At 45.2% G+C, this 20,830-nt stretch carries 20 protein-coding genes; 7 read left to right on the top strand and 13 right to left on the bottom strand.

The features are described from left to right. Positions 1–9: 9 nt before the first annotated feature. From rnr to kefG, 8 genes are all read right to left on the bottom strand, one after another. The gene (gene rnr / locus M9194_RS03315; protein WP_250610989.1) at positions 10–2,469 is read right to left on the bottom strand and encodes a ribonuclease R; all 2,460 of its coding nucleotides are present in this window, start codon (positions 2,467–2,469) and stop codon (positions 10–12) included. Positions 2,470–2,563: 94 nt separating this feature from the next. Then, on the bottom strand, positions 2,564–3,196 hold the full coding sequence (gene motX, locus M9194_RS03310; protein WP_250610988.1) for a flagellar protein MotX: 633 nt from the start codon (positions 3,194–3,196) through the stop codon (positions 2,564–2,566). Positions 3,197–3,390: 194 nt separating this feature from the next. Beyond that, the gene (locus M9194_RS03305; RefSeq protein ID WP_250610987.1) at positions 3,391–4,707 is read right to left on the bottom strand and encodes an adenylosuccinate synthase; all 1,317 of its coding nucleotides are present in this window, start codon (positions 4,705–4,707) and stop codon (positions 3,391–3,393) included. A 153-nt stretch (positions 4,708–4,860) separates the two neighbouring features. Beyond that, the gene (locus M9194_RS03300; RefSeq protein ID WP_250610986.1) at positions 4,861–5,802 is read right to left on the bottom strand and encodes an isoaspartyl peptidase/L-asparaginase family protein; all 942 of its coding nucleotides are present in this window, start codon (positions 5,800–5,802) and stop codon (positions 4,861–4,863) included. Between the two features lie 89 nt (positions 5,803–5,891). Then, a complete protein-coding gene (slyD, locus tag M9194_RS03295) occupies positions 5,892–6,440 on the bottom strand; it encodes a peptidylprolyl isomerase (RefSeq protein WP_250610985.1) in 549 nt (182 codons plus the stop codon). Between the two features lie 90 nt (positions 6,441–6,530). Beyond that, complete coding sequence (locus tag M9194_RS03290) at positions 6,531–6,731, bottom strand: YheV family putative zinc ribbon protein (RefSeq protein ID WP_250610984.1); 201 nt, start codon at positions 6,729–6,731, stop codon at positions 6,531–6,533. Between the two features lie 33 nt (positions 6,732–6,764). Next, positions 6,765–8,567 carry a glutathione-regulated potassium-efflux system protein KefB gene (gene kefB / locus M9194_RS03285; protein ID WP_250610983.1) on the bottom strand — a complete coding sequence of 601 codons (1,803 nt, stop codon included), beginning with the start codon at positions 8,565–8,567 and terminating at the stop codon, positions 6,765–6,767. A 1-nt stretch (position 8,568) separates the two neighbouring features. Next, positions 8,569–9,138 carry a glutathione-regulated potassium-efflux system ancillary protein KefG gene (kefG, locus tag M9194_RS03280; protein ID WP_250610981.1) on the bottom strand — a complete coding sequence of 190 codons (570 nt, stop codon included), beginning with the start codon at positions 9,136–9,138 and terminating at the stop codon, positions 8,569–8,571. Positions 9,139–9,269: 131 nt separating this feature from the next. Between kefG and M9194_RS03275 the strand changes: the two genes are divergently transcribed. The 5 genes from M9194_RS03275 to crp all read left to right on the top strand — a co-directional run bounded on the left by M9194_RS03275 (position 9,270) and on the right by crp (position 13,792). Beyond that, the gene (locus M9194_RS03275) at positions 9,270–11,192 is read left to right on the top strand and encodes an ABC transporter ATP-binding protein (RefSeq protein WP_250610979.1); all 1,923 of its coding nucleotides are present in this window, start codon (positions 9,270–9,272) and stop codon (positions 11,190–11,192) included. Further along, positions 11,189–11,668 (top strand): TIGR02444 family protein, encoded by a 480-nt coding sequence (locus tag M9194_RS03270; RefSeq protein WP_250610977.1) that lies wholly within the window; start codon positions 11,189–11,191, stop codon positions 11,666–11,668. Before M9194_RS03275 ends, M9194_RS03270 begins: the two co-directional genes overlap by 4 nt. Positions 11,669–11,736: 68 nt before the next feature. Further along, positions 11,737–11,946: a YheU family protein gene (locus M9194_RS03265; RefSeq protein ID WP_250610976.1), complete on the top strand. Its 210-nt coding sequence runs from the start codon at positions 11,737–11,739 to the stop codon at positions 11,944–11,946. A 103-nt stretch (positions 11,947–12,049) separates the two neighbouring features. Continuing rightward, a complete protein-coding gene (locus M9194_RS03260) occupies positions 12,050–12,919 on the top strand; it encodes a phosphoribulokinase (protein ID WP_250610975.1) in 870 nt (289 codons plus the stop codon). 240 nt (positions 12,920–13,159) lie between these two features. Then, entirely contained in the window at positions 13,160–13,792 is a 633-nt protein-coding gene (gene crp, locus M9194_RS03255) for a cAMP-activated global transcriptional regulator CRP (RefSeq protein ID WP_237363177.1), read from the top strand. 87 nt (positions 13,793–13,879) lie between these two features. Here the strand turns inward: crp and M9194_RS03250 are convergent, their stop codons facing one another. The 5 genes from M9194_RS03250 to M9194_RS03230 all read right to left on the bottom strand — a co-directional run bounded on the left by M9194_RS03250 (position 13,880) and on the right by M9194_RS03230 (position 19,396). After that, positions 13,880–14,671: a DUF1338 domain-containing protein gene (locus M9194_RS03250; protein WP_250610974.1), complete on the bottom strand. Its 792-nt coding sequence runs from the start codon at positions 14,669–14,671 to the stop codon at positions 13,880–13,882. A gap of 9 nt (positions 14,672–14,680) precedes the next feature. Then, on the bottom strand, positions 14,681–16,138 hold the full coding sequence (gene astD, locus M9194_RS03245; RefSeq protein ID WP_250610973.1) for a succinylglutamate-semialdehyde dehydrogenase: 1,458 nt from the start codon (positions 16,136–16,138) through the stop codon (positions 14,681–14,683). Positions 16,139–16,160: 22 nt separating this feature from the next. Continuing rightward, positions 16,161–17,180, bottom strand: coding sequence for an arginine N-succinyltransferase (gene astA, locus M9194_RS03240; RefSeq protein WP_250610972.1), 1,020 nt, complete (start codon positions 17,178–17,180; stop codon positions 16,161–16,163). 63 nt (positions 17,181–17,243) lie between these two features. After that, positions 17,244–18,455 (bottom strand): aspartate aminotransferase family protein, encoded by a 1,212-nt coding sequence (locus tag M9194_RS03235; protein ID WP_250610971.1) that lies wholly within the window; start codon positions 18,453–18,455, stop codon positions 17,244–17,246. 356 nt (positions 18,456–18,811) lie between these two features. Next, positions 18,812–19,396 (bottom strand): aminodeoxychorismate/anthranilate synthase component II, encoded by a 585-nt coding sequence (locus M9194_RS03230; RefSeq protein ID WP_250610970.1) that lies wholly within the window; start codon positions 19,394–19,396, stop codon positions 18,812–18,814. A 317-nt stretch (positions 19,397–19,713) separates the two neighbouring features. On the opposite strand from M9194_RS03230, the gene M9194_RS03225 reads away from it, so the two are divergent. Together M9194_RS03225 and M9194_RS03220 are read left to right on the top strand one after the other, a co-directional pair. Further along, complete coding sequence (locus M9194_RS03225; RefSeq protein ID WP_250610969.1) at positions 19,714–20,283, top strand: DedA family protein; 570 nt, start codon at positions 19,714–19,716, stop codon at positions 20,281–20,283. A 145-nt stretch (positions 20,284–20,428) separates the two neighbouring features. Beyond that, positions 20,429–20,827, top strand: coding sequence for a hypothetical protein (locus M9194_RS03220; RefSeq protein ID WP_250610968.1), 399 nt, complete (start codon positions 20,429–20,431; stop codon positions 20,825–20,827). Positions 20,828–20,830 lie beyond the last annotated feature (3 nt).

Genomic DNA, 20,830 nt, shown 5'->3' with positions numbered 1-20,830 from the left:
TTTACCTAATTATTTTCTTTTGCCACGGTTTTTATTGGCTTTCACTCGTGACTTCTTCTTGCGTGCTTTTTCAGCTTTGCTTTTGCTGCGTGTCGGCTTTTTCTCTTGTTCATCCTCCGAGCCCACTTTCTTAGTAGGTTCAATCAGTGGCTTAGCTTTACCACGCGAACGCTGCCTCCCCGACTCTGCACGCATTTTGGCATTTTTTCTGGCTTCGGACGCACGTTTTTTCGCCGTCTTGCCTTTGCCGCGCAGTTTACGACTAGTTTCGATTAATTCAAAGTCAATTTGTCTATCTTCAAGATTGACCGAACGCACTTTGACTTTGACGGCATCACCCAAACGGTAAATGTGGCCAAAACTCTCGCCGATTAAACGCTGGCCGACAGGATCAAATTGGTAGTAGTCATTGGCAAGCGAAGAAATGTGTACCAGACCATCAATATGCAATTCCGATAGACGAACAAAAAAGCCAAAACCAGTGACGTTTGCGATGACGCCTTCAAGCTCTTCCCCAACGTGATCTTGCATATATTCGCATTTGAGCCAGTCTGACACTTCTCGCGTTGCATCATCGGCTCTGCGTTCTGTCGTCGAGCATTGCTCACCAAACACATCCATATCATCAAAGGAGTAATGGTACCCACCCGTCGGTGTCCAGCAGTCTAAGTTTCGCCCTTCTTGCTTAGCAATGAGGTACTTAATCGCGCGATGAAGAAGCAAATCAGGATAACGTCTGATAGGCGACGTAAAGTGGGCATAGCGTTTTAAAGCCAAGCCAAAGTGGCCCGCATTATCAGCGTTATACACGGCCTGCTTCAACGAGCGTAGCAACATAGTTTGAATCAGCTCTTTGTCTGCACGCTCACCAATTTGTGTCATCAAATGTGCGTAATCGGTTGGTGAAGGTTGCAAACCGCCAGCTAGGTTCAACCCAAGTTCACCGAGAAAATCTCGGAAACCTTGCAAGCGAAGTTCACCTGGAGATTCATGCACTCGATAGAGCGCAGGCTCTTTCGCTTTTTCCACCAAGGATGCCGATGCAATATTGGCCAAGATCATGCATTCTTCAATGATCTTGTGCGCATCGTTACGAACCACAGGTTCAATGCGATCGATCTTGCGCTCTGCATTAAAAATAAACTTAGTTTCAACCGTTTCGAACTCAATCGCGCCGCGTTTATCTCGACCTGCCTTGAGGACTTTGTAGAGTTTGTGCAACTCTTCAAGATCGGGTACCAATTTTTCATAACGTTGGCGTAGATCTTCGTCGCCATCCAAAATGGCACCCACTTTGTTGTAAGTAAGCCTAGCGTGTGAGTTCATCACGGCTTCATAGTGCTTATAACCCGACAACCTACCTGCCGCAGAGATAGTCATCTCACACACCATACAGAGACGGTCGACATTCGGGTTAAGTGAACATAAGCCATTCGATAGCACTTCTGGTAGCATCGGCACGACTTGTGATGGGAAGTAAACCGAGTTTCCACGGTTAATCGCTTCTTTATCTAGCGCGGTGTTAGGGCGAACATAATAACTTACATCGGCAATCGCTACCCACAAGCGCCAGCCGCCGCTTTTCTTTGGCTGACAGTAAACCGCGTCATCAAAGTCACGCGCATCTTCACCATCGATAGTGACAAGGGGCAGTTCGCGTAAGTCTACTCGACCAATTTTGGCTTTTTCTGGCACATGCTCAGCCAAATTTTCAATTTGCGCGTCGACTTCTTCTGGCCAAGTATTCGGAATTTGATGAGTACGAATGGCAATTTCTGTTTCCATTCCCGGCGCCATATTTTCACCCAGAACTTCGACAATTTTGCCCATTAGGTTTCGAGTACGACTCGCGCGCTGAGTGATCTCTACAACAACAACGTTACCCATTCTCGCAGAGCTTTTATCATCGTTGCCGATTAAGATATCTTGGCTAATACGTGAATCATCAGGAGCGACATAAGCATAGCCACCTTCCAAAAAGAAACGACCCACAATTTGCGTGTTATGCTCTTCCAAAACGCGGATCAGCCGGCCTTCTTTTCGGCCTCTTTTATCCGTGCCCGCAGGCTGCACCATGACTAAATCGCCATGTAGCACACTGCGCATTTGGTGATGAGGCAGCAAAATGTCATCTTCTTTGTTGGTTTTCCCTTCTGGCCTGACCCAACCATAGCCGTCTTTGTGACCAATAACATGGCCTTTGATCATCTCTAGTTTGTCCGGCACGGCATAGCACTGCCTACGCGTGAACACCAGTTGGCCATCTCGCTCCATCGCACGCAATCGACGGCGAAGACCTTCATATTGCTCTTCTCCAGACAGCTCAAGCGCTTCAAAAAGATCATTTCGATTCATTGGCACGTCGGCTTTGGTAAGAAAGTCTAGAATAAACTCTCGACTGGGGATGGGATTTTGATAGTTCTCCGACTCACGATCGACAAAGGGATCCGTATGGGAAGTGTTAGACATTGCATACCTAGCAAATTTTATAATTACTCGCTTAGTATATCTGAGTCTTTGCAATAGCTACAGGTACGCGGTCAAATTAGCGAGTATTCAGGCACTACCAGTAGGTGTCCCTGCGCTTAGCACGAACAATAATGTTTTGTGGCATACGCGTTTCTAGTCCTTGCCTTAGAAGAGCAATCCGTTTATGAATTCTTTGATCAGCCGTTATTGAGTTGTACAGCCAGCGATAAGCATCTTCATAGTCAAGCGGACTACCATAGTCGCGCAACAACAGCTCTGCCAAGTGGATTCTGGCTGGAATATTACCTAGAGAAGCGGCCTCTCTTAGATAAGGGATCGCGCGCTCTTTATCCTGTTGAACGAGTGTGCCACTCGAGTAGTAGCGACCCAGTTGCTCTAGAGCCGCAGGCAATCCTTGCTGCGCCGCACTTTCAATATAATAAATACCGAGTTCGACATCTTGGTCCACACACACACCCCAAGACAGCATATCACCGTATAAAAATTCGTAAGCAGGCAAATTGATCCGAGTAGCGCGCGCGACGATATCTTCAACCAACTGACATTTATCAGCTTTGACACGTTCCAAGTGCTTATTTTCGTTAATCAGATTTATTAGCTCAGCTTCAGTATAAATTGGAACCGGCTCTCCCGGTCCTTCATCTGCCGCGTACGAAAATGAACAACATACGGCCATGATTGAAGCTGCTACTGTTCGTAGCTTCATGTTTGCGCTCTTCAATTGGTTCAATAGCCCCCATACTTATCTTTTAAAGTATAGACTCTCACCTGAATTTATATGGGCTTGATAATGCTATCGGCGTGAAGAGCAAAGTCTTTAGCTTTGTTTATCAATCAGTATTGCAGGTACAAAAAAGCCGACCTTGTTGAGGTCGGCTCAAATTAAATCGCGACATCCGTTTAAGCGTTAAACGGATGCACTTTAATAATGGTTTCGTTACGATCAGGGCCCGTTGAGATGATATCAACAGGTACACCCGTTAACTCTTCAATACGTTTGATGTAGTTGAGAGCGGCTTGTGGAAGATCGTCAATTGACTTAGCACCAAAAGTGTTCTCGCTCCAACCTGGCATAGTTTCATAAATAGGCGTTGCTTCTTCGAACGCTTCTGCCGCCATTGGAGACACTTCTAGTACAGAGCCATCTTTCATTTGATAGCCCGTACAGATTTTTAGCTCTTCTAAACCATCCAACACATCAAGTTTAGTCAGGCAGAAACCTGTCACCGAGTTAATTTGAATAGCGCGACGCATAGCAACAGCATCAAACCAACCAGTACGACGCAAACGACCCGTGGTCGCACCAAATTCATGGCCTACTTCACCTAGGTGCTTACCGACTGGATCTTGCTTGTCTTGACCGTCGTATAGCTCAGTTGGGAATGGACCTGCGCCTACGCGAGTACAGTAAGCTTTAGCGATACCAAGGATGTAACCTAGGTAACGAGGGCCAAAACCCGAGCCTGCAGCCACACCACCAGCAGTCGTGTTAGAAGAAGTCACGTATGGATAAGTACCATGGTCGATATCAAGCAATGTACCTTGCGCACCTTCAAACATGATCTTATCACCACGTTTGCGCGCCGCATCCAGCTCATCAGTAACATCGATAACCATAGAAGTCAGAAGATCGGCATACCCCATCACTTGCTCAAGCACTTCTTGGTAGCTCACAGGTTCAGCTTTGTAGAAGTTTACCAACTGGAAGTTATGGTATTCCATCACTTCTTTTAGCTTGGCAGCAAAGGCTTCTTTGTTAAACAGATCGCCAACACGTAAACCACGACGGGACACTTTGTCTTCGTACGCAGGACCGATACCACGACCAGTAGTACCAATTGCTTTTTTACCACGAGCAAGCTCACGAGCCTGATCTAACGCAATGTGGTAAGGCAAAATAAGAGGACAAGCTTCAGAGATGAAAAGACGTTCGCGAACTGGAATGCCACGCTCTTCTAGAGGCTTCATTTCTTTAAGTAGTGCTTCTGGAGACAGTACAACACCATTACCGATAACGCATTTTACGTTATCACGAAGAATACCGGATGGAATCAAATGAAGAACGGTTTTTTCACCGTCAATGACTAGAGTATGACCTGCGTTGTGACCGCCTTGATAACGAACCACGTATTTTGCATCTTCAGTTAAAAGGTCTACGATTTTACCTTTCCCTTCGTCACCCCACTGGGTGCCTAGAACGACTACGTTATTTCCCATCTTTCCAAGTCTGATTGCTAGTTAAAAATGGATTCTAGCACTGAATCCATTTTTGTGCAGTCGTTTTTTAGCCATGCAAATAAAATCACTTGCTAACTCATTGAGTAAATGAATAATTAACTTTGCTAATGGGTTGGACTGGCTGAAACAGACTTATTCATCCGCATAAATTTTTATCTGCTCTTGGCCGTGAATATCAATCGATGCCCGGTACATCCCACTGCTATTCATGGAAAAGTGAACTTGGCCATGCGCATTTATGGCGATAAGCCCACCTTCACCGCCAATGTCTTTTAACTCGCCTTGAATAATGGTATCGCAAGCTACCGAGATATCTTCATTTAGATATCGCATGCGCGCCGCCACATCGCCCGCGACCATTTTTCGAATAAACAGCTCTCCCATGCCCGTCGTCGACACCGCGACATTACCATTTTCTGCAACCGTACCGGCGCCAATGATGGCAGAATCGCCCACCCGACCATATTGTTTGTTGGTAATGCCACCTGTGCTAGTACCGGCGGCTAAATTGCCTTTGCTATCAAGCGCAACCGCGCCCACCGTGCCAAATTTTTTATCATCGGGATAACGTGATTCAGATAAGGCACACTCCCCCTTGCTCTTCATAGACTGCAGCTGTTCATATCGCCTTTCGGTGAAAAAGTAATCTTGCTCGGTGAATTCATAACCCAGCTGAAAGGCAAACTCTTCCACCCCTTCACCAATCAGCAAGACATGATCGCTTTTTTGCATGACATCTTTTGCTAACGAAATGGGATTTTTAATATGACGAACACCCGCTATCGCTCCGGCGTTCATCGCTGCGCCATGCATCACAGAAGCGTCCATTTCGACAATTTCTTTAGATGTCATTACCGAGCCTTTACCCGCATTAAAGTTGGGCGAGTCCTCCAGAACATTGACCGCCGCCACAACAGCATCGAGTGCATCGCCACCTTTCACCAGCACTTCGTGTCCTGCTCTTACCGATTTCTGCAAGTCAGCAAGAATAGATCGCTTTAGTTCATCAGACATTTGTTCTTTGAGTATGGTACCAGCCCCACCATGAATCGCGATTGAGATAGGATTGCTCATGCTTACCCCTTTGCTTGTCACTTGGTGAACAAAAAAGCGCTACCTGAATTAACCGATAGCGCTTTTTTTAACATGATGTAGCCGACGTCTTAATGACCGCCACAACAGCCTTCAGATTTTTCTTCACCGTCGGTATCGCAGCAGCCTTCAGTTTCCTCACCGCCGCAACCACCTGCTTGATGAATATGACCGTGGTCAATTTCGTCTTGCGTAGCCGCACGAACTGCAATCACCTCAACCTCAAAGGTTAACGTTTGGCCTGCAAGCATGTGGTTACCATCTACCACAACTTCATCACCATCCACTTCGGTGATTTCCACCGGGATTTGACCTTGATCGGTATCAGCTAGAAAGCGCATACCCACTTCGATTTCATCAACACCTTGGAAAACGTTAGCAGGAACACGTTGAACCAACGCTTCATTATGTTCGCCATACGCTTCTTCTGGAGCCACTGTTGCTGTGAATTTATCGCCTGCAGTTTTGCCTTCTAGCTCTTTCTCTAGCCCAACGATCAAATTGTTGTGGCCGTGTAGATAATCTAATGGCGCTTCTGCCGTAGACTGGTCTACCACCACTCCGTCTTCTAGGGTCAGTTTGTAAGCCAGGCTCACAACAACATTATTTTCAATTTTCATAATTGCTCCAAAGCAGCGTTATGCATGAGGGCAACCCTCAAACGTAAAAGAATAATTGAGTATTATGGGGATCAAAAAGGAAATCTCAATTTATTCTGGCTTAAAAATCCCAATCATATCCCCATTTTTGGGGGTATTCTCTTCTATTGATTGAGGTTTTCGTTGCTCAGAAAAACCGCACTCGACACATTCAACGTGTTCGATATTATTTTCTATCCACCATCTTAACGTGTCCATGCTGTGGCATTTGTTGCAACTAGCGCCTGCAATAAATCGTTTCTTGTTACTCAAAAGACTGGTACCTCTATCATCAAAATCACCGACTCACTCGGTCTCCCAATAATGTCTGGACTGTTTATCATTGTCCATTTCTCTATCAAAAATTTCTTCAAGTTCCTTACGTGCTTCCATCGCTCGGTGGACCAGCTGTTTATCATCGGTATGCTGAGGCAATAACTCTTGCAGCATATTATTGTCTAAACGCCTGAAGTGGGCTTCGGCTCGTTTGGCTTGATAAGGGTGCATGCCAAGTTCAATAAGGGTTTGTCGCCCCAAATCGAGCGCACCCAAAAAGGTTTCCCTTGAAAAGGTTTCCACACCGTGACTTAGTAATTGGTAGGCTTCTACCCGGCTACGAGCTCGCGCTAAGACTTTCAGCCTCGGGAAATACTTCTGGCAAATTTCGACAATTTTTATGATTTCATCTGGATTGTCAGTACACACCACAATGGCTTCAGCGTGTGCCGCTCCTGCAGATCTCAACAGCTCAACGTGAGTAGCATCTCCGTAAAACACTTCATAACCAAACTTTCTAAGCAAACTTATCTGACTGGCATCACTTTCCAATACGGTTACTTTAACTTTATTGGCGTACATTAAACGGCCAACAATCTGTCCAAAACGGCCGAATCCAGCAATGATCACCTTAGGCTCATTATCGACGACTTTATGTTCAGAAAGCCCTTCATCGGAGGCATTGAGCCTTTTTTCAAACCACTTACTTTGCGCCATAAGCAGCAGCGGAGTGGTGACCATGGAAATACTGACAACCAACAATAAGAACGAAGACTGCTCGGCATTCAATAAACCTTCCGCACTAGCTGCGGTAAAGATAACGAAGGCGAACTCACCACCTTGGCTTAAAATGGCCGCCACACGGCTACGAGACTTAGAGTGTATCCCTGTAATACGACCAAGTAGGTAAATGATGATGGCTTTGACCATCACAAGGCCAATCACAGCAGCCAGAACTTTAAACGGTGACAGCAAAAATAAACCGAGATTAACAGCCATGCCTATCGAAATGAAAAAGAGGCCCAGTAATAAACCTTTAAACGGGTCAATGGCAATTTCTAGTTCGTGACGATACTCACTATCGGCCAACAGCACACCCGCTAGAAAGGTCCCGAGTGCCATTGATATGCCTAAATGTTTCATGATTACGGCAATACCGACCACCAAAAGCAATGCCGTCATGGTGAACAGCTCGCGCACTCCGGTCATAACGACATAGCGGAACAAGGGTCTTAACAAAAAGTGGCCACAAACAAACAGCCCTGTCACGCCGCCTAAAATCCACGCTGCGTGGTACCAGTCCCCCGCTGTATTGCCCGCAAGAATTGGCAGTAGTGCCAACATAGGGATCACAGCAATGTCTTGAAACAGCAACACCGCAAAGCCCGCATGACCTGTTTTGGTACCAGCCAACTCCTGCTCTTCCATGACCTTTAATGCAATAGCCGTAGACGATAACGCCAGCCCCATGCCAATCACCAGACTGGTTTGCCAGTTGATGCCCGCGAGGTTGGCAATACTCGACAAGATGGCAGTCGTAATGACCACCTGAGCGCCGCCAAGCCCCAGAATAGGCCCCCGAAGTTGCCATAGTTTGCGTGGGTTGAGCTCCAAACCAATCAAAAATAGCAGGAGTACAACACCAAACTCAGCGAAATGCAGGATCGCCTCCACGTCATCAATCAGTCCGAATCCCCACGGACCAATAGCAACACCTGCGAGCAAATAGCCTAAAACCGAGCCTAAACCTAGCCGCTGAGCAATCGGTACTGTGACAACTGTTGCAGCAAGAAATATCGCACAACTTTCTAATATGTCATGAGCGATGACCATGTCAGCCTCCTTGCGGCAATTTTAAGTTAACGAGCCAAGCGCGATAATCTTCGGCATGGCGAGATCTTTCTGTGTCACTGACATTACGAGACCAATACAACACTAACGGCTCTAGCCACTCCATTTTGCATAATGCTGCCATCAGCTCGAAAGGTTGCAAAATTTCTTCTAACGGATAGCGGTTATACCCTTTTGAGCCGAAGGCATCTTGATTACCGCCGGTGGTGATAATACTTCGCCACACTTTACCTTCTAGCGCACTGCGCTCGCCAAAAGCAAAACCTTTGTTTAATACTCGATCAAACCATTCTTTTAGCAAGGCTGGGCAAGAGTACATATAGAGTGGATGCTGGAATACAATCACGTCATGCTCAAGCAACCGCTGGTGTTCAGCGTTCACATCTATAAAAAAGTCAGGATACCGTGCATAAAGATCATGAATGGTCACATGTTCTAGCCCTTGTATTCCCTTAATCATAGTTTGGTTGGCGATAGAATTCTTGGGTTCAGGGTGAGCGTAAATCACCAATACTCGTGGAGAGGATGAAGTCTTTATCGTGGAGTTCGCCATTCGCCGCTTCGCTTTCCTTATTTATTCAGTGACTATGAGAATCATACCTCAAATTGCATAATGATCGACATTTATCATCAATCCACCTACTATTCCCCCGAGACAACAGTAACAAGATCCCATTTACTCTTATGATTACCTTTTCTGATATTCAACTTCTGCGCGGTGGAAAGGCTTTACTCGATAATGCTTCAGCCACTATTCAACCTGGCAACAAAGTAGGGCTAGTAGGAAAAAATGGCTGTGGTAAATCCACATTATTTGCTCTACTAAAAGACGAACTCACCATTGATGCAGGTTCGTTTAGCCAGCCTACCCATTGGGAGCTTGCTTGGGTAGCTCAGGAGACACCTGCTCTAGAGCGCAGTGCTATTGAATACGTCATCGACGGTGATCGAGAATATCGCAACCTAGAAAATGAATTGGCGCAAGCAGAGCATGCAAATAACGGCACCTTAGCCGCTGAACTGCATGGCAAGATTGAAACCATTGGTGGTTACACAATCAATGCACGAGCATCAGAGCTATTAAACGGCCTCGGATTTAGCCAAGAGCAAATGAGTTGGAACCTGACTGACTTCTCGGGTGGTTGGCGAATGAGACTCAACCTTGCTCAAGCTCTACTTTGCCGTTCAGACTTGTTACTACTTGACGAACCCACCAACCACTTAGACTTGGATGCAGTAATGTGGCTTGAAAAATGGCTACAAAACTACCCAGGCACGTTGGTCCTTATTTCCCACGACAGGGACTTTCTTGACCCGATTGTGAATAGAATTATTCATATCGAAAACCAGCAACTGAACGAATACACCGGCAACTATTCTTCTTTTGAAGATCAAAGAGCGCAAAAATTAGTGCTTCAGCAAGCCATGTACCAAAAGCAGCAAAAACAAATGGCGCACATGCAAAGCTATATCGATCGCTTCCGCTACAAAGCCTCCAAAGCGCGCCAAGCACAAAGTCGAATCAAGGCGCTAGAAAAAATGGAAAAAGTCTTGCCTGCGCAATATGACAACCCATTTAGCTTTAACTTCAGAGAACCTTCTGCGCTGCCAAATCCAATTCTTCGTATGGAAGAGGTATCGGCGGGTTACGGTGATAAGCTTATCCTAAACAAAATCCAGTTAAATTTGGTTCCGGGCAGTCGTATTGGTTTACTCGGCCGAAACGGCGCGGGTAAATCAACCTTAATCAAATTGCTTTCTGGAGAACTTCAAGCTCAAGGCGGTGAATTTCACTACTCTCAAGGGGTTAAAATTGGTTACTTTGCTCAGCATCAGTTGGAAACGCTTCACCCAGAAGAATCGCCACTGCAACATATGATGCAGATTGCGCCAAACCATACTGAACAACAGCTTCGAGACTACCTAGGCAGCTTTGGCTTTGTTGGTGATAAAGCGCTAGAAAAAGTTGCGCCGTTTTCAGGAGGAGAGAAGGCACGTTTGGTACTGGCTCTGATTGTGTGGCAAAAGCCCAACTTACTGCTTCTCGATGAGCCGACCAACCATTTAGACCTCGACATGCGCCAAGCCCTAACCATGGCTTTACAAACGTTCGAAGGTGCCATGGTGATAGTCAGCCACGATCGCTTTCTACTTCGTGCGACCACTGACGACCTTTATCTGGTTCACGACCAGCAAGTTATGCCATTCAATGAAGATTTAGCGGGGTACTACAAGTGGTTGACGGAACAGCAGAAACAAATTAAGAAAGACAGCCGTTCAGAAGCGAATGACAAGCAAACAGCCAACAGTGCCGCTTCTAGAAAAGAGCAAAAACGTAAAGAGGCTGAATTCCGCAAACAGACCGCGCCTATTCGCAAAACGCTGACAAAACTAGAAAGTGAAATAGATAGATTGAACGATGCACTAAACGATGCTGAACAACAATTATCGGACACTTCCCTGTATGAAGCGGAAAATAAAGCTAAACTTACCCAAGTACTTGAGCTTCAGGCGAACTGTAAATCTCAGTTAGAAGATGTTGAACTAGAATGGATGTCGCAACAAGAAAGCCTCGAGAAAATGGAACAGGAATTCAATCAAGAATGAGTCAAACACCAGCACACATCTCTTTGACGCTAGAGCGGTTATGGCAATTTAGCTTACGCTACTACGGTGTGCGGAAAGTAAAAGAAGCTTGCCTTGAGTTGCAAAATCAATTTCGAGGCAATGTTAACTTGTTACTGCTACTAAAATGGCTTGATGAACAACAGGTGACTTTTCAAGAACAAGATTGGCACAAGGTCGAAGAATGCTTGGGCCGTTCAGAATCATTACTTCATAGCTTTCGCGATCTACGCCGGAAGTACAAACAACATGTACCAGACACGCTGTACAGAGAATCCTTGCAGTTTGAACTTCAGCTTGAAAAACAACAGCAATCTGATCTGGTCGAATGCATTAACGACCTTCCCCTGCAATCCAATTCGGGGGAGCCACTCACGTTAAGATACTGTCGTCAACTAGGGGGAGAGCGGCTATATATCGCTTTCTCAGACTCAGCTTCCGCTTATACCGCATCTTAAGCATTAAACCACACCTGCCTGAAAGCGCCATTTTTAGTAAACTTTATCTACAACGAAAAGAGGATTACGTGATTATACCCTGGCAAGATATTGATCCTGAAACACTCACCAATTTAATTACCGAATTTGTATTACGTGAGGGCACGGATTATGGTGAACAAGAAATTGCGCTCGCCGATAAAGTTGACCAAGTGAAGTTACAATTAAAGTTAAATCAAGCCGTTATCGTCTATTCTGAATTACACGAAACCGTAGATATTCAGCCTAGAACATCTTGAGCTATTGGGATTCATACAAACCAACGTGAAGTTTCACCGATTATCCACTTCCTGCTATAGTCAATGGCTATACAGGTTCGTTCGATACTAGACAAGGTCCGTCATGTCAGCAAAACATCCGATCATTGCCGTTACTGGTTCTTCTGGGGCAGGTACTACCACCACCTCTGAAGCATTCAGAAAAATGTTTAATATGATGAAAGTGAAACCAGCTTGGGTTGAAGGAGACAGCTTTCATAAATTTACCCGTCCAGAAATGGATGTGGAAATAAGAAAAGCCCGAGAACAGGGCCGCCATGTCAGCTATTTCGGTCCTCAAGCGAATGATTTTCCCGGGTTGGAAGAGTTTTTTAAGAAGTTTGGCAATGAAGGCATAGGAAAAGTTCGCCGTTATCTACATACCTTTGACGAAGCGGTACCATATAACCAGATGCCTGGTACTTTTACTCCGTGGCAGGAGTTACCCGAAAATTGTGATGTACTCTTTTACGAAGGGCTGCATGGTGGGGTGGTCGATGGTGATGTGAACGTCGCCCAGCATGTTGACCTTCTCATCGGCATGGTGCCTATCGTTAACCTCGAGTGGATACAAAAGTTTGTCCGTGACACACGTGATAGAGGACACTCAAGAGAGGCCGTCATGGATTCGATTGTGCGCTCCATGGATGACTACCTTAACTTTATTACCCCACAGTTTTCACGCACGCATATCAATTTCCAACGCGTACCGACTGTCGATACGTCTAATCCACTCAATGCCAAAGGCATTCCGAGTCTGGACGAAAGTTTTGTCGTCATTCGTTTACGTGGCATTAAGAATGTCGACTTTCCATACTTGCTCGCTATGATTGATGGCTCTTTCATGTCTCGTCACAATACCCTTGTCGTGCCTGGTGGCAAGATGAGTTTCGCTATGGAGTTAATTGTCAGACCGATACTGCAGCAACTCATAGAGACGGGTAAAATTGGTTAAAAATTAAACGCAGATCATGTTTAGTTTTCATACCGTGATCCTTTGCACACTTTTATCGCCAAAATGGGCCGCTCTACCGAATTAAAGTCAAGAAATCCAGCTCAAAAAAGGATACTATTTGAAGGCGAAACACAAGATAGCTTGTAGCATAAGGAAAGAGTTCTTATCCTAATAGGCCCATTTGGACTTAGCTAAAATATGGAAAGCAGCAAGCGTCCCCTGCAGAGGAAGTGAAATATTATGGTTCTAGGCAAACCCCAAACTGATCCAACGTTAGAATGGTTTCTTTCACATTGTCATATTCATAAGTACCCTTCAAAAAGCACGCTCATTCATGCGGGCGAGAAGGCCGAGACATTGTATTACATCGTGAAAGGTTCGGTAGCAGTACTAATCAAAGACGAAGAAGGTAAGGAGATGATCCTGTCTTACCTGAATCAAGGTGATTTCATTGGAGAACTTGGTCTATTTGAAGAGGACCAAGAGCGCACAGCATGGGTAAGAGCTAAATCTCCTTGTGAAGTGGCCGAGATTTCGTTTAAGAAGTTCCGCCAGCTGATTCAAGTCAACCCAGACATCTTAATGAGATTATCTTCTCAAATCGCGAGTCGTTTGAAAGTAACGAGCCAAAAAGTTGGTGACTTAGCTTTCCTCGACGTAACTGGTCGTATCGCACAAACCCTGCTTAACCTTGCAAAACAGCCAGACGCAATGACCCACCCAGACGGTATGCAAATCAAGATCACTCGTCAGGAAATCGGTCAAATCGTGGGTTGTTCTCGCGAAACCGTAGGTCGAATTCTGAAAATGCTGGAAGAGCAAAATCTTATTTCTGCTCACGGCAAAACTATCGTGGTGTATGGCACACGTTAACTCGTTGCCAACATTACTTGATAGAATCGAATAGGCCACCTTGTTAGGTGGCCTTAGTTTTATTTATGAGTAGCCAGACAGTGCTGACTACATATTAGTACTTTCAAAGATCTTATCAGCTGAAGCTGCGACAAACCCAGGGTATAGTTCACCATTGTCCATTGGATAGCGCTTAGCAAACTCATAAAAACCACCTGGTATCTGATGCGTGCCATCCGAAAAGCTGACTGAAACCTTATCCGCCATGGTGGAAGATTGTTCCAGCAACACTTCTGGTGAGCCTTTTACTTCTCCGCCAGATTGGTTAATCACAAACCCTGACTCACTGAGATAATCATTCACCTCTTGCACTTCGGCAAATCGGTTTAACTGGTTAACACTGACAGTGAAGTGATTCGCCCCATAACCGTGCGCTGCAAGCCATGACGCATACTCACTTTCTTTCGCCAGCGTTAAGTAATCTTGATAGCTGATCTGCCAAGGGCGGCCAGAATAGATGAAATCACCCGCCTGCACTATTTCTTCATTTACTTGATTAACAAGGCCTGTGACAATCGCTTGTAACTGAGCAGAGCATTTCTGCACTTCAAGTTCACTAATAAAGACTTTTGGTTGAGTCGGATCCGAGTGTTCGTAATGTTTTGCTATTAAGTTTTTATTTTCAAACACATAATCGCCACACGCTTTGTAGCCCAAATCAATAAAAGGCTGTGCAAGGGCGTCTAGACCTATCGGATCAAGATTAAAAGTTCTTAGCGCAATATGATCGTTAATTAACGCGGTGTCCTCTTGCAATAGCTCATGCACTTGGTGAGCAGAAGGACAAAGTCTCGCGATATAATCGTTCCATATCGATTGAAAAAATAGTGAAGGCGTCATGGTGTCTCCTTAAAGTTTTAATCCAGGGCTCAAAGCATCAGGCAATATGGTTTCTTGCCCTTCCATTGAAGCCATAGGATAAGCACAATAATCAGCCGCATAGTAAGCACTAGGACGAAGGTTACCTGATGCCCCTGGACCACCAAATGGTGCGTCACCGCTCGCTCCAGTTAACTGACGATTGCGATTCACAATACCGGCACGAATATGATCGACAAAGTAATCCCATTCCTTATCATCGGTAGAGACAAGACCAGCGGACAGACCATAACGTGTGTCATTGGCCAGCTCGACCGCTTGCTCTAAGCTGTCGTAACGCACAACTTGCAGCAATGGACCGAAGTATTCTTCATCTGGCAATTGCTTAATTTCCGTCACATCGATAATACCAGGAGTAACAAAGGCCGCTTCCCCTTGTGTTGCTTTTAACAAGCTCTCACCACCTAAGGACTGGAGTTTACTCTGTGCATCAAGAATAAACTGAGCCGCTTGAGTGGAGATTTGTGGCCCCATGAAAGGTGCAGGCTCTGCAAAAGGTTCATCCACACGAATATTGCCCGTTGCCTCAACCAGTCGCTCAAGCAACTGATCACCTTTTTGCCCTTTTGGCACATAGAGGCGTCTTGCACAGGTACAGCGCTGGCCAGCACTAATGAAAGCAGACTGAATAATGGTGTAAACCGTTGCATCTAGCTCACCAAATTGCTCTGAAATCACCATAGGGTTGTTGCCGCCCATTTCGAGCGCGAGCATTTTGCCTGGTTGTCCGGCAAATTGACGGTGAAGGATGTGTCCGGTGTTGGCGCTGCCAGTAAACAGCACACCATCGATGCCCTTTGCATCCGCTAAAGCAATACCGGTCTCTTTGGCACCTTGAACAAGGTTGATCACGCCTACAGGCAAACCAACTTCTTGCCACAGCTTCATAGCGTACTCACCAATCCACGGCGTTAACTCAGACGGTTTAAACACCACAGTGTTACCCGCAAGAAGAGCAGGAACAATGTGTCCGTTTGGTAAGTGGCCTGGGAAGTTATACGGCCCAAACACCGCCATCACACCTAATGGTCGATGACGCAGAACGATTTGGTTACCCGCCGCTTCGCGCGTTGCTTCGCCTGTACGGTCATGGTAAGCACGAATAGAAATCGCAATTTTTCCTGCCATTGCCGCCGCTTCAGTACGCGTTTCCCAAATAGGCTTACCCGTTTCTTTGGCGATAATTTTCGCAATTTCTTCTTTGTTTTCTTTCACTTTTTCTGCAAACGCTAGCACGATGCGTTCACGCTCAGCAAAATCGGTGTGCTTCCAAGAGAGAAAGGCGCGGCGTGCTGCGGCCACCGCGTCTAATACTTGCTGCTCAGTTGCGCTTTTACCTTGCCAAATTTCTTGATTGTCGTAAGGGCTGATTGAACTGATCAATTCACCCTCACCTTGTTGCCATTCACCAGCAATCCATTGAGTCATCGTTCTCTACCTCTACTGATAATTACAGTGGTAACATTCTTACTTTGCTGCCTTCCTCGACCTGTAGCGCTTTTGCCACTTCTTCTGAAAGTAAAACACTTTCTGACTCTTGGTCATAGGCAGCTTTCGCCGTAGTGGCTCGGAAATTTTCAAACGAGCTATTACAGATCAGATAATCTTGCGAGCTGGAATGTTCTGAGATCTGTACTGACGCTCTAAACGAATGTCTGACAGATTCAATATTTCTTCGGTCACACTCTACTGTCGGGCCACCGTCAAAAATGTCGACATAGTTACGACAAGTAAAACCTTCTCTTTCAAGAAGCTTTAATGCAGGTTTAGTGTTGTCGTGAACTTGACCGATCACCGCTTGGGCTTCTTTGCTCAACAGGTTGATGTATATCGGCAATTTCGGCATCAAGTCTGCGATAAAACCTTTCTTCCCTATTCCGGTTAAGTAGTCCGCTAGAGTAAAATCTATAGAAAAGAAATGTTCTTGCAGCCATTGCCAAAACGGAGAGTTGCCTTCGTCATCTGAGACACCACGCATTTCAGCGAAGATGGTGTCTGAAAAACGCTCAGGGTGCTCTGCCATCATCAAGAAGCGGCACTTTGACATCAAGCGGCCATTAAGCCCTTGACGAAAATCTGGGCGTAAAAATAAGGTGCATATCTCACTGCACCCAGTGTAGTTATTGCCAAATGTAAGCAATTTAACCACATTATTGACACCCAATTTGGGTGATGAGTGCACCACTTTACTGATGTGGTACGAATAAAAAGGGACATCCCATCCAATGGAAGCTTCTATCCCGGTGGTCCCGGCAATTTCACCTGTTTCGCTATCAAAGCCAACCATCAGGTAGCCTTCATCTCCTGGCTCTGAGACATCTGGCTTGGTAAAACTGTATTCTGAATGCTTGATTCGGTTGGTCAGTAGCTCTTCATTTACAGGCAAAGATGTGAATCCGTGGCCCGACTCTACCGCACAGGTATGCAGTGCATCGTAATCGGCCATAGTAATAGGTCGAACAACCAGCATGGTTACTTCCTCCTGACGCTAAATTGCCTTAAAGGCATAAAACCTTTAAGGCAAGTATGAAAACTACACGATTGAAGCAATAGCTTTATCCAGTTTCGCTAGACCTTCTTCAATGTCTTGCTCTGAAATCACCAAAGATGGCGTGAAACGTACCACGTTTGCTCCCGCCACTAGCACCATCAAACCGTGTTTTCCAGCCGCCACGAGCACTTCACGAGCGCGCCCTTGCCAGTTCTCATTCAACGCTGCACCAATCAATAGTCCTTTGCCACGAATTTCAGAGAAAATGTGATATTTTTCATTGATTGCGTTCAGACCTGCTTTAAACAGCGCTTCACGTTTCTTCACGCCTGCCAACGTTTCAGGTTGGCTAACTATATCGACAACCGCTTCAGCTACTGCACAAGCCAGAGGGTTACCACCGTAGGTGGAACCATGAGTACCAATTTTCATGTGTTTGGCCAGTTCAGTCGTCGTCAGCATCGCACCAATAGGGAAACCACCACCTAATGACTTCGCCGTGCTCAAAATATCTGGCGTAACACCAAGACCTTGGTACGCGTAGAAATCACCTGTACGACCATTACCGGTTTGAACTTCATCAAAGATCAGCAATGCATTGTGCTTGTCACACAACTCACGAACTGTTTTGGCAAACTCATCCGTTGGCGTCACGATACCGCCTTCACCTTGTAGTGGTTCCATCATCACTGCACAAGTGCGGTCCGACATATGCGCTTTAAGCGCTTCAACATCGTTATAAGGCAAGTGAGTCACGTCACCTGGCTTGGGACCAAATCCATCAGAATACGCTGCTTGTCCGCCTACTGTAACGGTAAAGAAAGTACGACCATGAAAGCCTTGTTTAAAGGCGATGATTTCTGATTTCTCTTCACCGTGGGTATCGGCTGCCCAACGTCTTGCTAATTTCAGTGCCGCCTCATTGGCTTCTGCGCCAGAGTTGGCAAAGAACACTTTTTCAGCAAAACAGACATCGGTTAATTTTTTTGCAAGGCGTAACGCGGGCTCATTGGTCATCACATTACTTAAATGCCAAAGCTTTTTAGATTGCTCATTAACGGCAGAAACCATGGCTGGGTGACAATGACCAAGGCAGCTAACTGCAATACCACCAGCAAAATCGATGTACTCGTTGCCTTGCTGATCCCAGACTCTTGCGCCTTCACCTTTCACTGGGATCATTTCCATTGGGTTGTAGCATGGCACCATTACTTCATCAAATAGTCCACGCTCTACTTTGTTTCCTAATGTCATTGCTCACTCCTCTCAGTGCCACACGCTAATAAAACCTTCATCTGGCGTAGCAAGAATATATTGTTTTGAATTTAGCAGAATGTGGCATTCTATTTACATTTAATTAACCATTTCAATAGTGAAATATTCTTAGCACTTTGCTGGGCAACCAATAATAGGCATAAGTAATGACTAATTATGCAAGCAAATTACTGGCCGTTAATACCTTCTTTTATAATGGGTTAAATGACAAGTAATAAGGAGGAAAATAGGGAGTAAAGTGATTTTTACCGAATTGCATAACGAATATTCTTGCAAACTGGCTGTTCGAAAGCATTTGAACAACCAATCGCAAAAAGCAGACTTGGATCACAATTTTAACAAGGTGATAGCAAGAAGTTTTCCAGCAACTGATGGCCTTGTTGGGTTTTTATCGACTCTGGGTGGAACTGAACCGCGTGAATTGGCAGGGTCTTATGATGATAGCCCATCACTTCATCCATCTCTCCATCGTCCATTTCGGTCCACGACGTGATCTCAAAGCAGTCCGCTAATGAGTCTTTACACACGATCAATGAATGATAACGGGTCACCGTTAAAGGGTTGGAAAGGTTTTTAAATAGTCCTTTTTCATTATGTCGTATTGGTGAGGTTTTTCCATGCATCACTCGACGAGCTTTTTTCACGGTTCCGCCAAATACTTGTGCAATCGCTTGATGGCCTAAACAGACCCCAAGTATCGGCAGTTGGCCAGCAAAATGCTCAATCGCTTGCAACGATATTCCAGCTTCATCCGGCGTACAAGGCCCTGGAGAAATCACCAGGTGGGAAGGCTTCAACCCTTCTATTTCTTCCAACGTGATTTCATCATTACGTACGACTGTTACTTCAACATTTAATTCACGGAAGTATTGATACAAGTTGTAAGTAAAGGAGTCATAATTATCGATAATTACCAGCATAACGTCGGATCTATTTAGCATTGAATAAGGTTAGCGCCAATGTGGCAGCTATTGTGCAGTGCAAAAATAGAAAGGCAAGCGAAAATTTTCTAGTTAAGGATCCATTCAATACCGTAATCCCTCTAGTTAAAGCTGGGTAAATACGGCTAAAGCTGGTCAAAGATATATCGCTAGTGAAAATCGTTTGATTTCGATTATACTGTGCCACTCTTTTTGGCTCATTGAATATTGCCTAGTTTTTCTGTCCTTCGTTAGAGCAAATCCTCCGTATTTAAATAGGTGACAAATTGATACACATCCATGATCTAATCCACTCAATGAGACCCTTATTGGAGCACTACGGCTATCTAGCGTTAATTGTCTCCATTTTCTTCGAAGGTACGGGTATCCCACTCCCCGGTCAATCTGTGCTGATTACCGCTTCTATCCTCGCCTCCCAAGGCGTGATGAATTTTCCTTTAGTCATTATCGTTGGTTGGCTAAGCTGCTTTTTAGGCAACACTTGTGGCTACTTTGTGGGTTATCACTTCGAGAGTTGGTTGGCGAAAAAAGGCTATATATCAGAAAGCAAACTGAAAAAGATGCATGAGAAAATTCAAAAGTATGGCCCGACGGTTTTGGTTATCAGCCGATTTGTTGAAGGACTAAAGCAGTTTATGCCTTTAGCTTGCGGAATGGCAAAGATGTCAAAAAGCGCCTTTTTCATTGGCAACGCCATTGCATCAACACTATGGGTTATCGTATTCAGTATTTTGGTTAACTACATTTTTGCCCATCTCGACAGCGTTTTGCACTTCTACCATCATCATAAGATCTTACTCTGGGGTATCACTGGCCTGATCGTATTGGCCATTGCCTATTTAGTGTTGCGTAAAAGGCGAAAGTAAACCTTGTTGTCACCAAGTCAATTTGGCTTAATGAATCAATAATATAGCAAACATACTTTTCAATCAGTAGATCCCTCTGGTTTCAGACGAAGTTATGCTATATTTCTCTACTCCATTCTTAAGCAATTAATTTTATAATCCGTTTATGAAATCGATAAAATACGCATTGCTGGCAACAACCGCTGCGGTTGCCTTATCAGGTTGCCAAACCCTAAACCCACAAAATATCCATACCACTGCATCTAAACAAACGATTCAAGAAGCAAAACAAGAAATACAAAACAGCAAGGAGAGCAATTTTGATATTGCTGTTTATAACAACGGCGTCATTTACGTCAAGTACAAGAAGCCACCAGGTAGCGTCTGGCTAACGCCTGAAGCCAATGAAGTTGGCTACAGAACCGCCTGTAAGACCCTAAAGCCGTTCGTAAACAAAGGCATGGTTGTGCAGGTTAACTTCCAAGGCGGGCAAACGCAAAATTACAACCAGCAACGCTGCGACAGCCAAACAACAACAAACTATTATAGCTACTGGAATAAGTAGTAC

Source organism: Vibrio sinus (assembly GCF_023634645.1).
GTDB lineage: Bacteria > Pseudomonadota > Gammaproteobacteria > Enterobacterales > Vibrionaceae > Vibrio > Vibrio sinus.
Note: the sequence above shows the minus strand (reverse complement) of the source record. Positions and strands in the feature narration are given on the sequence as shown.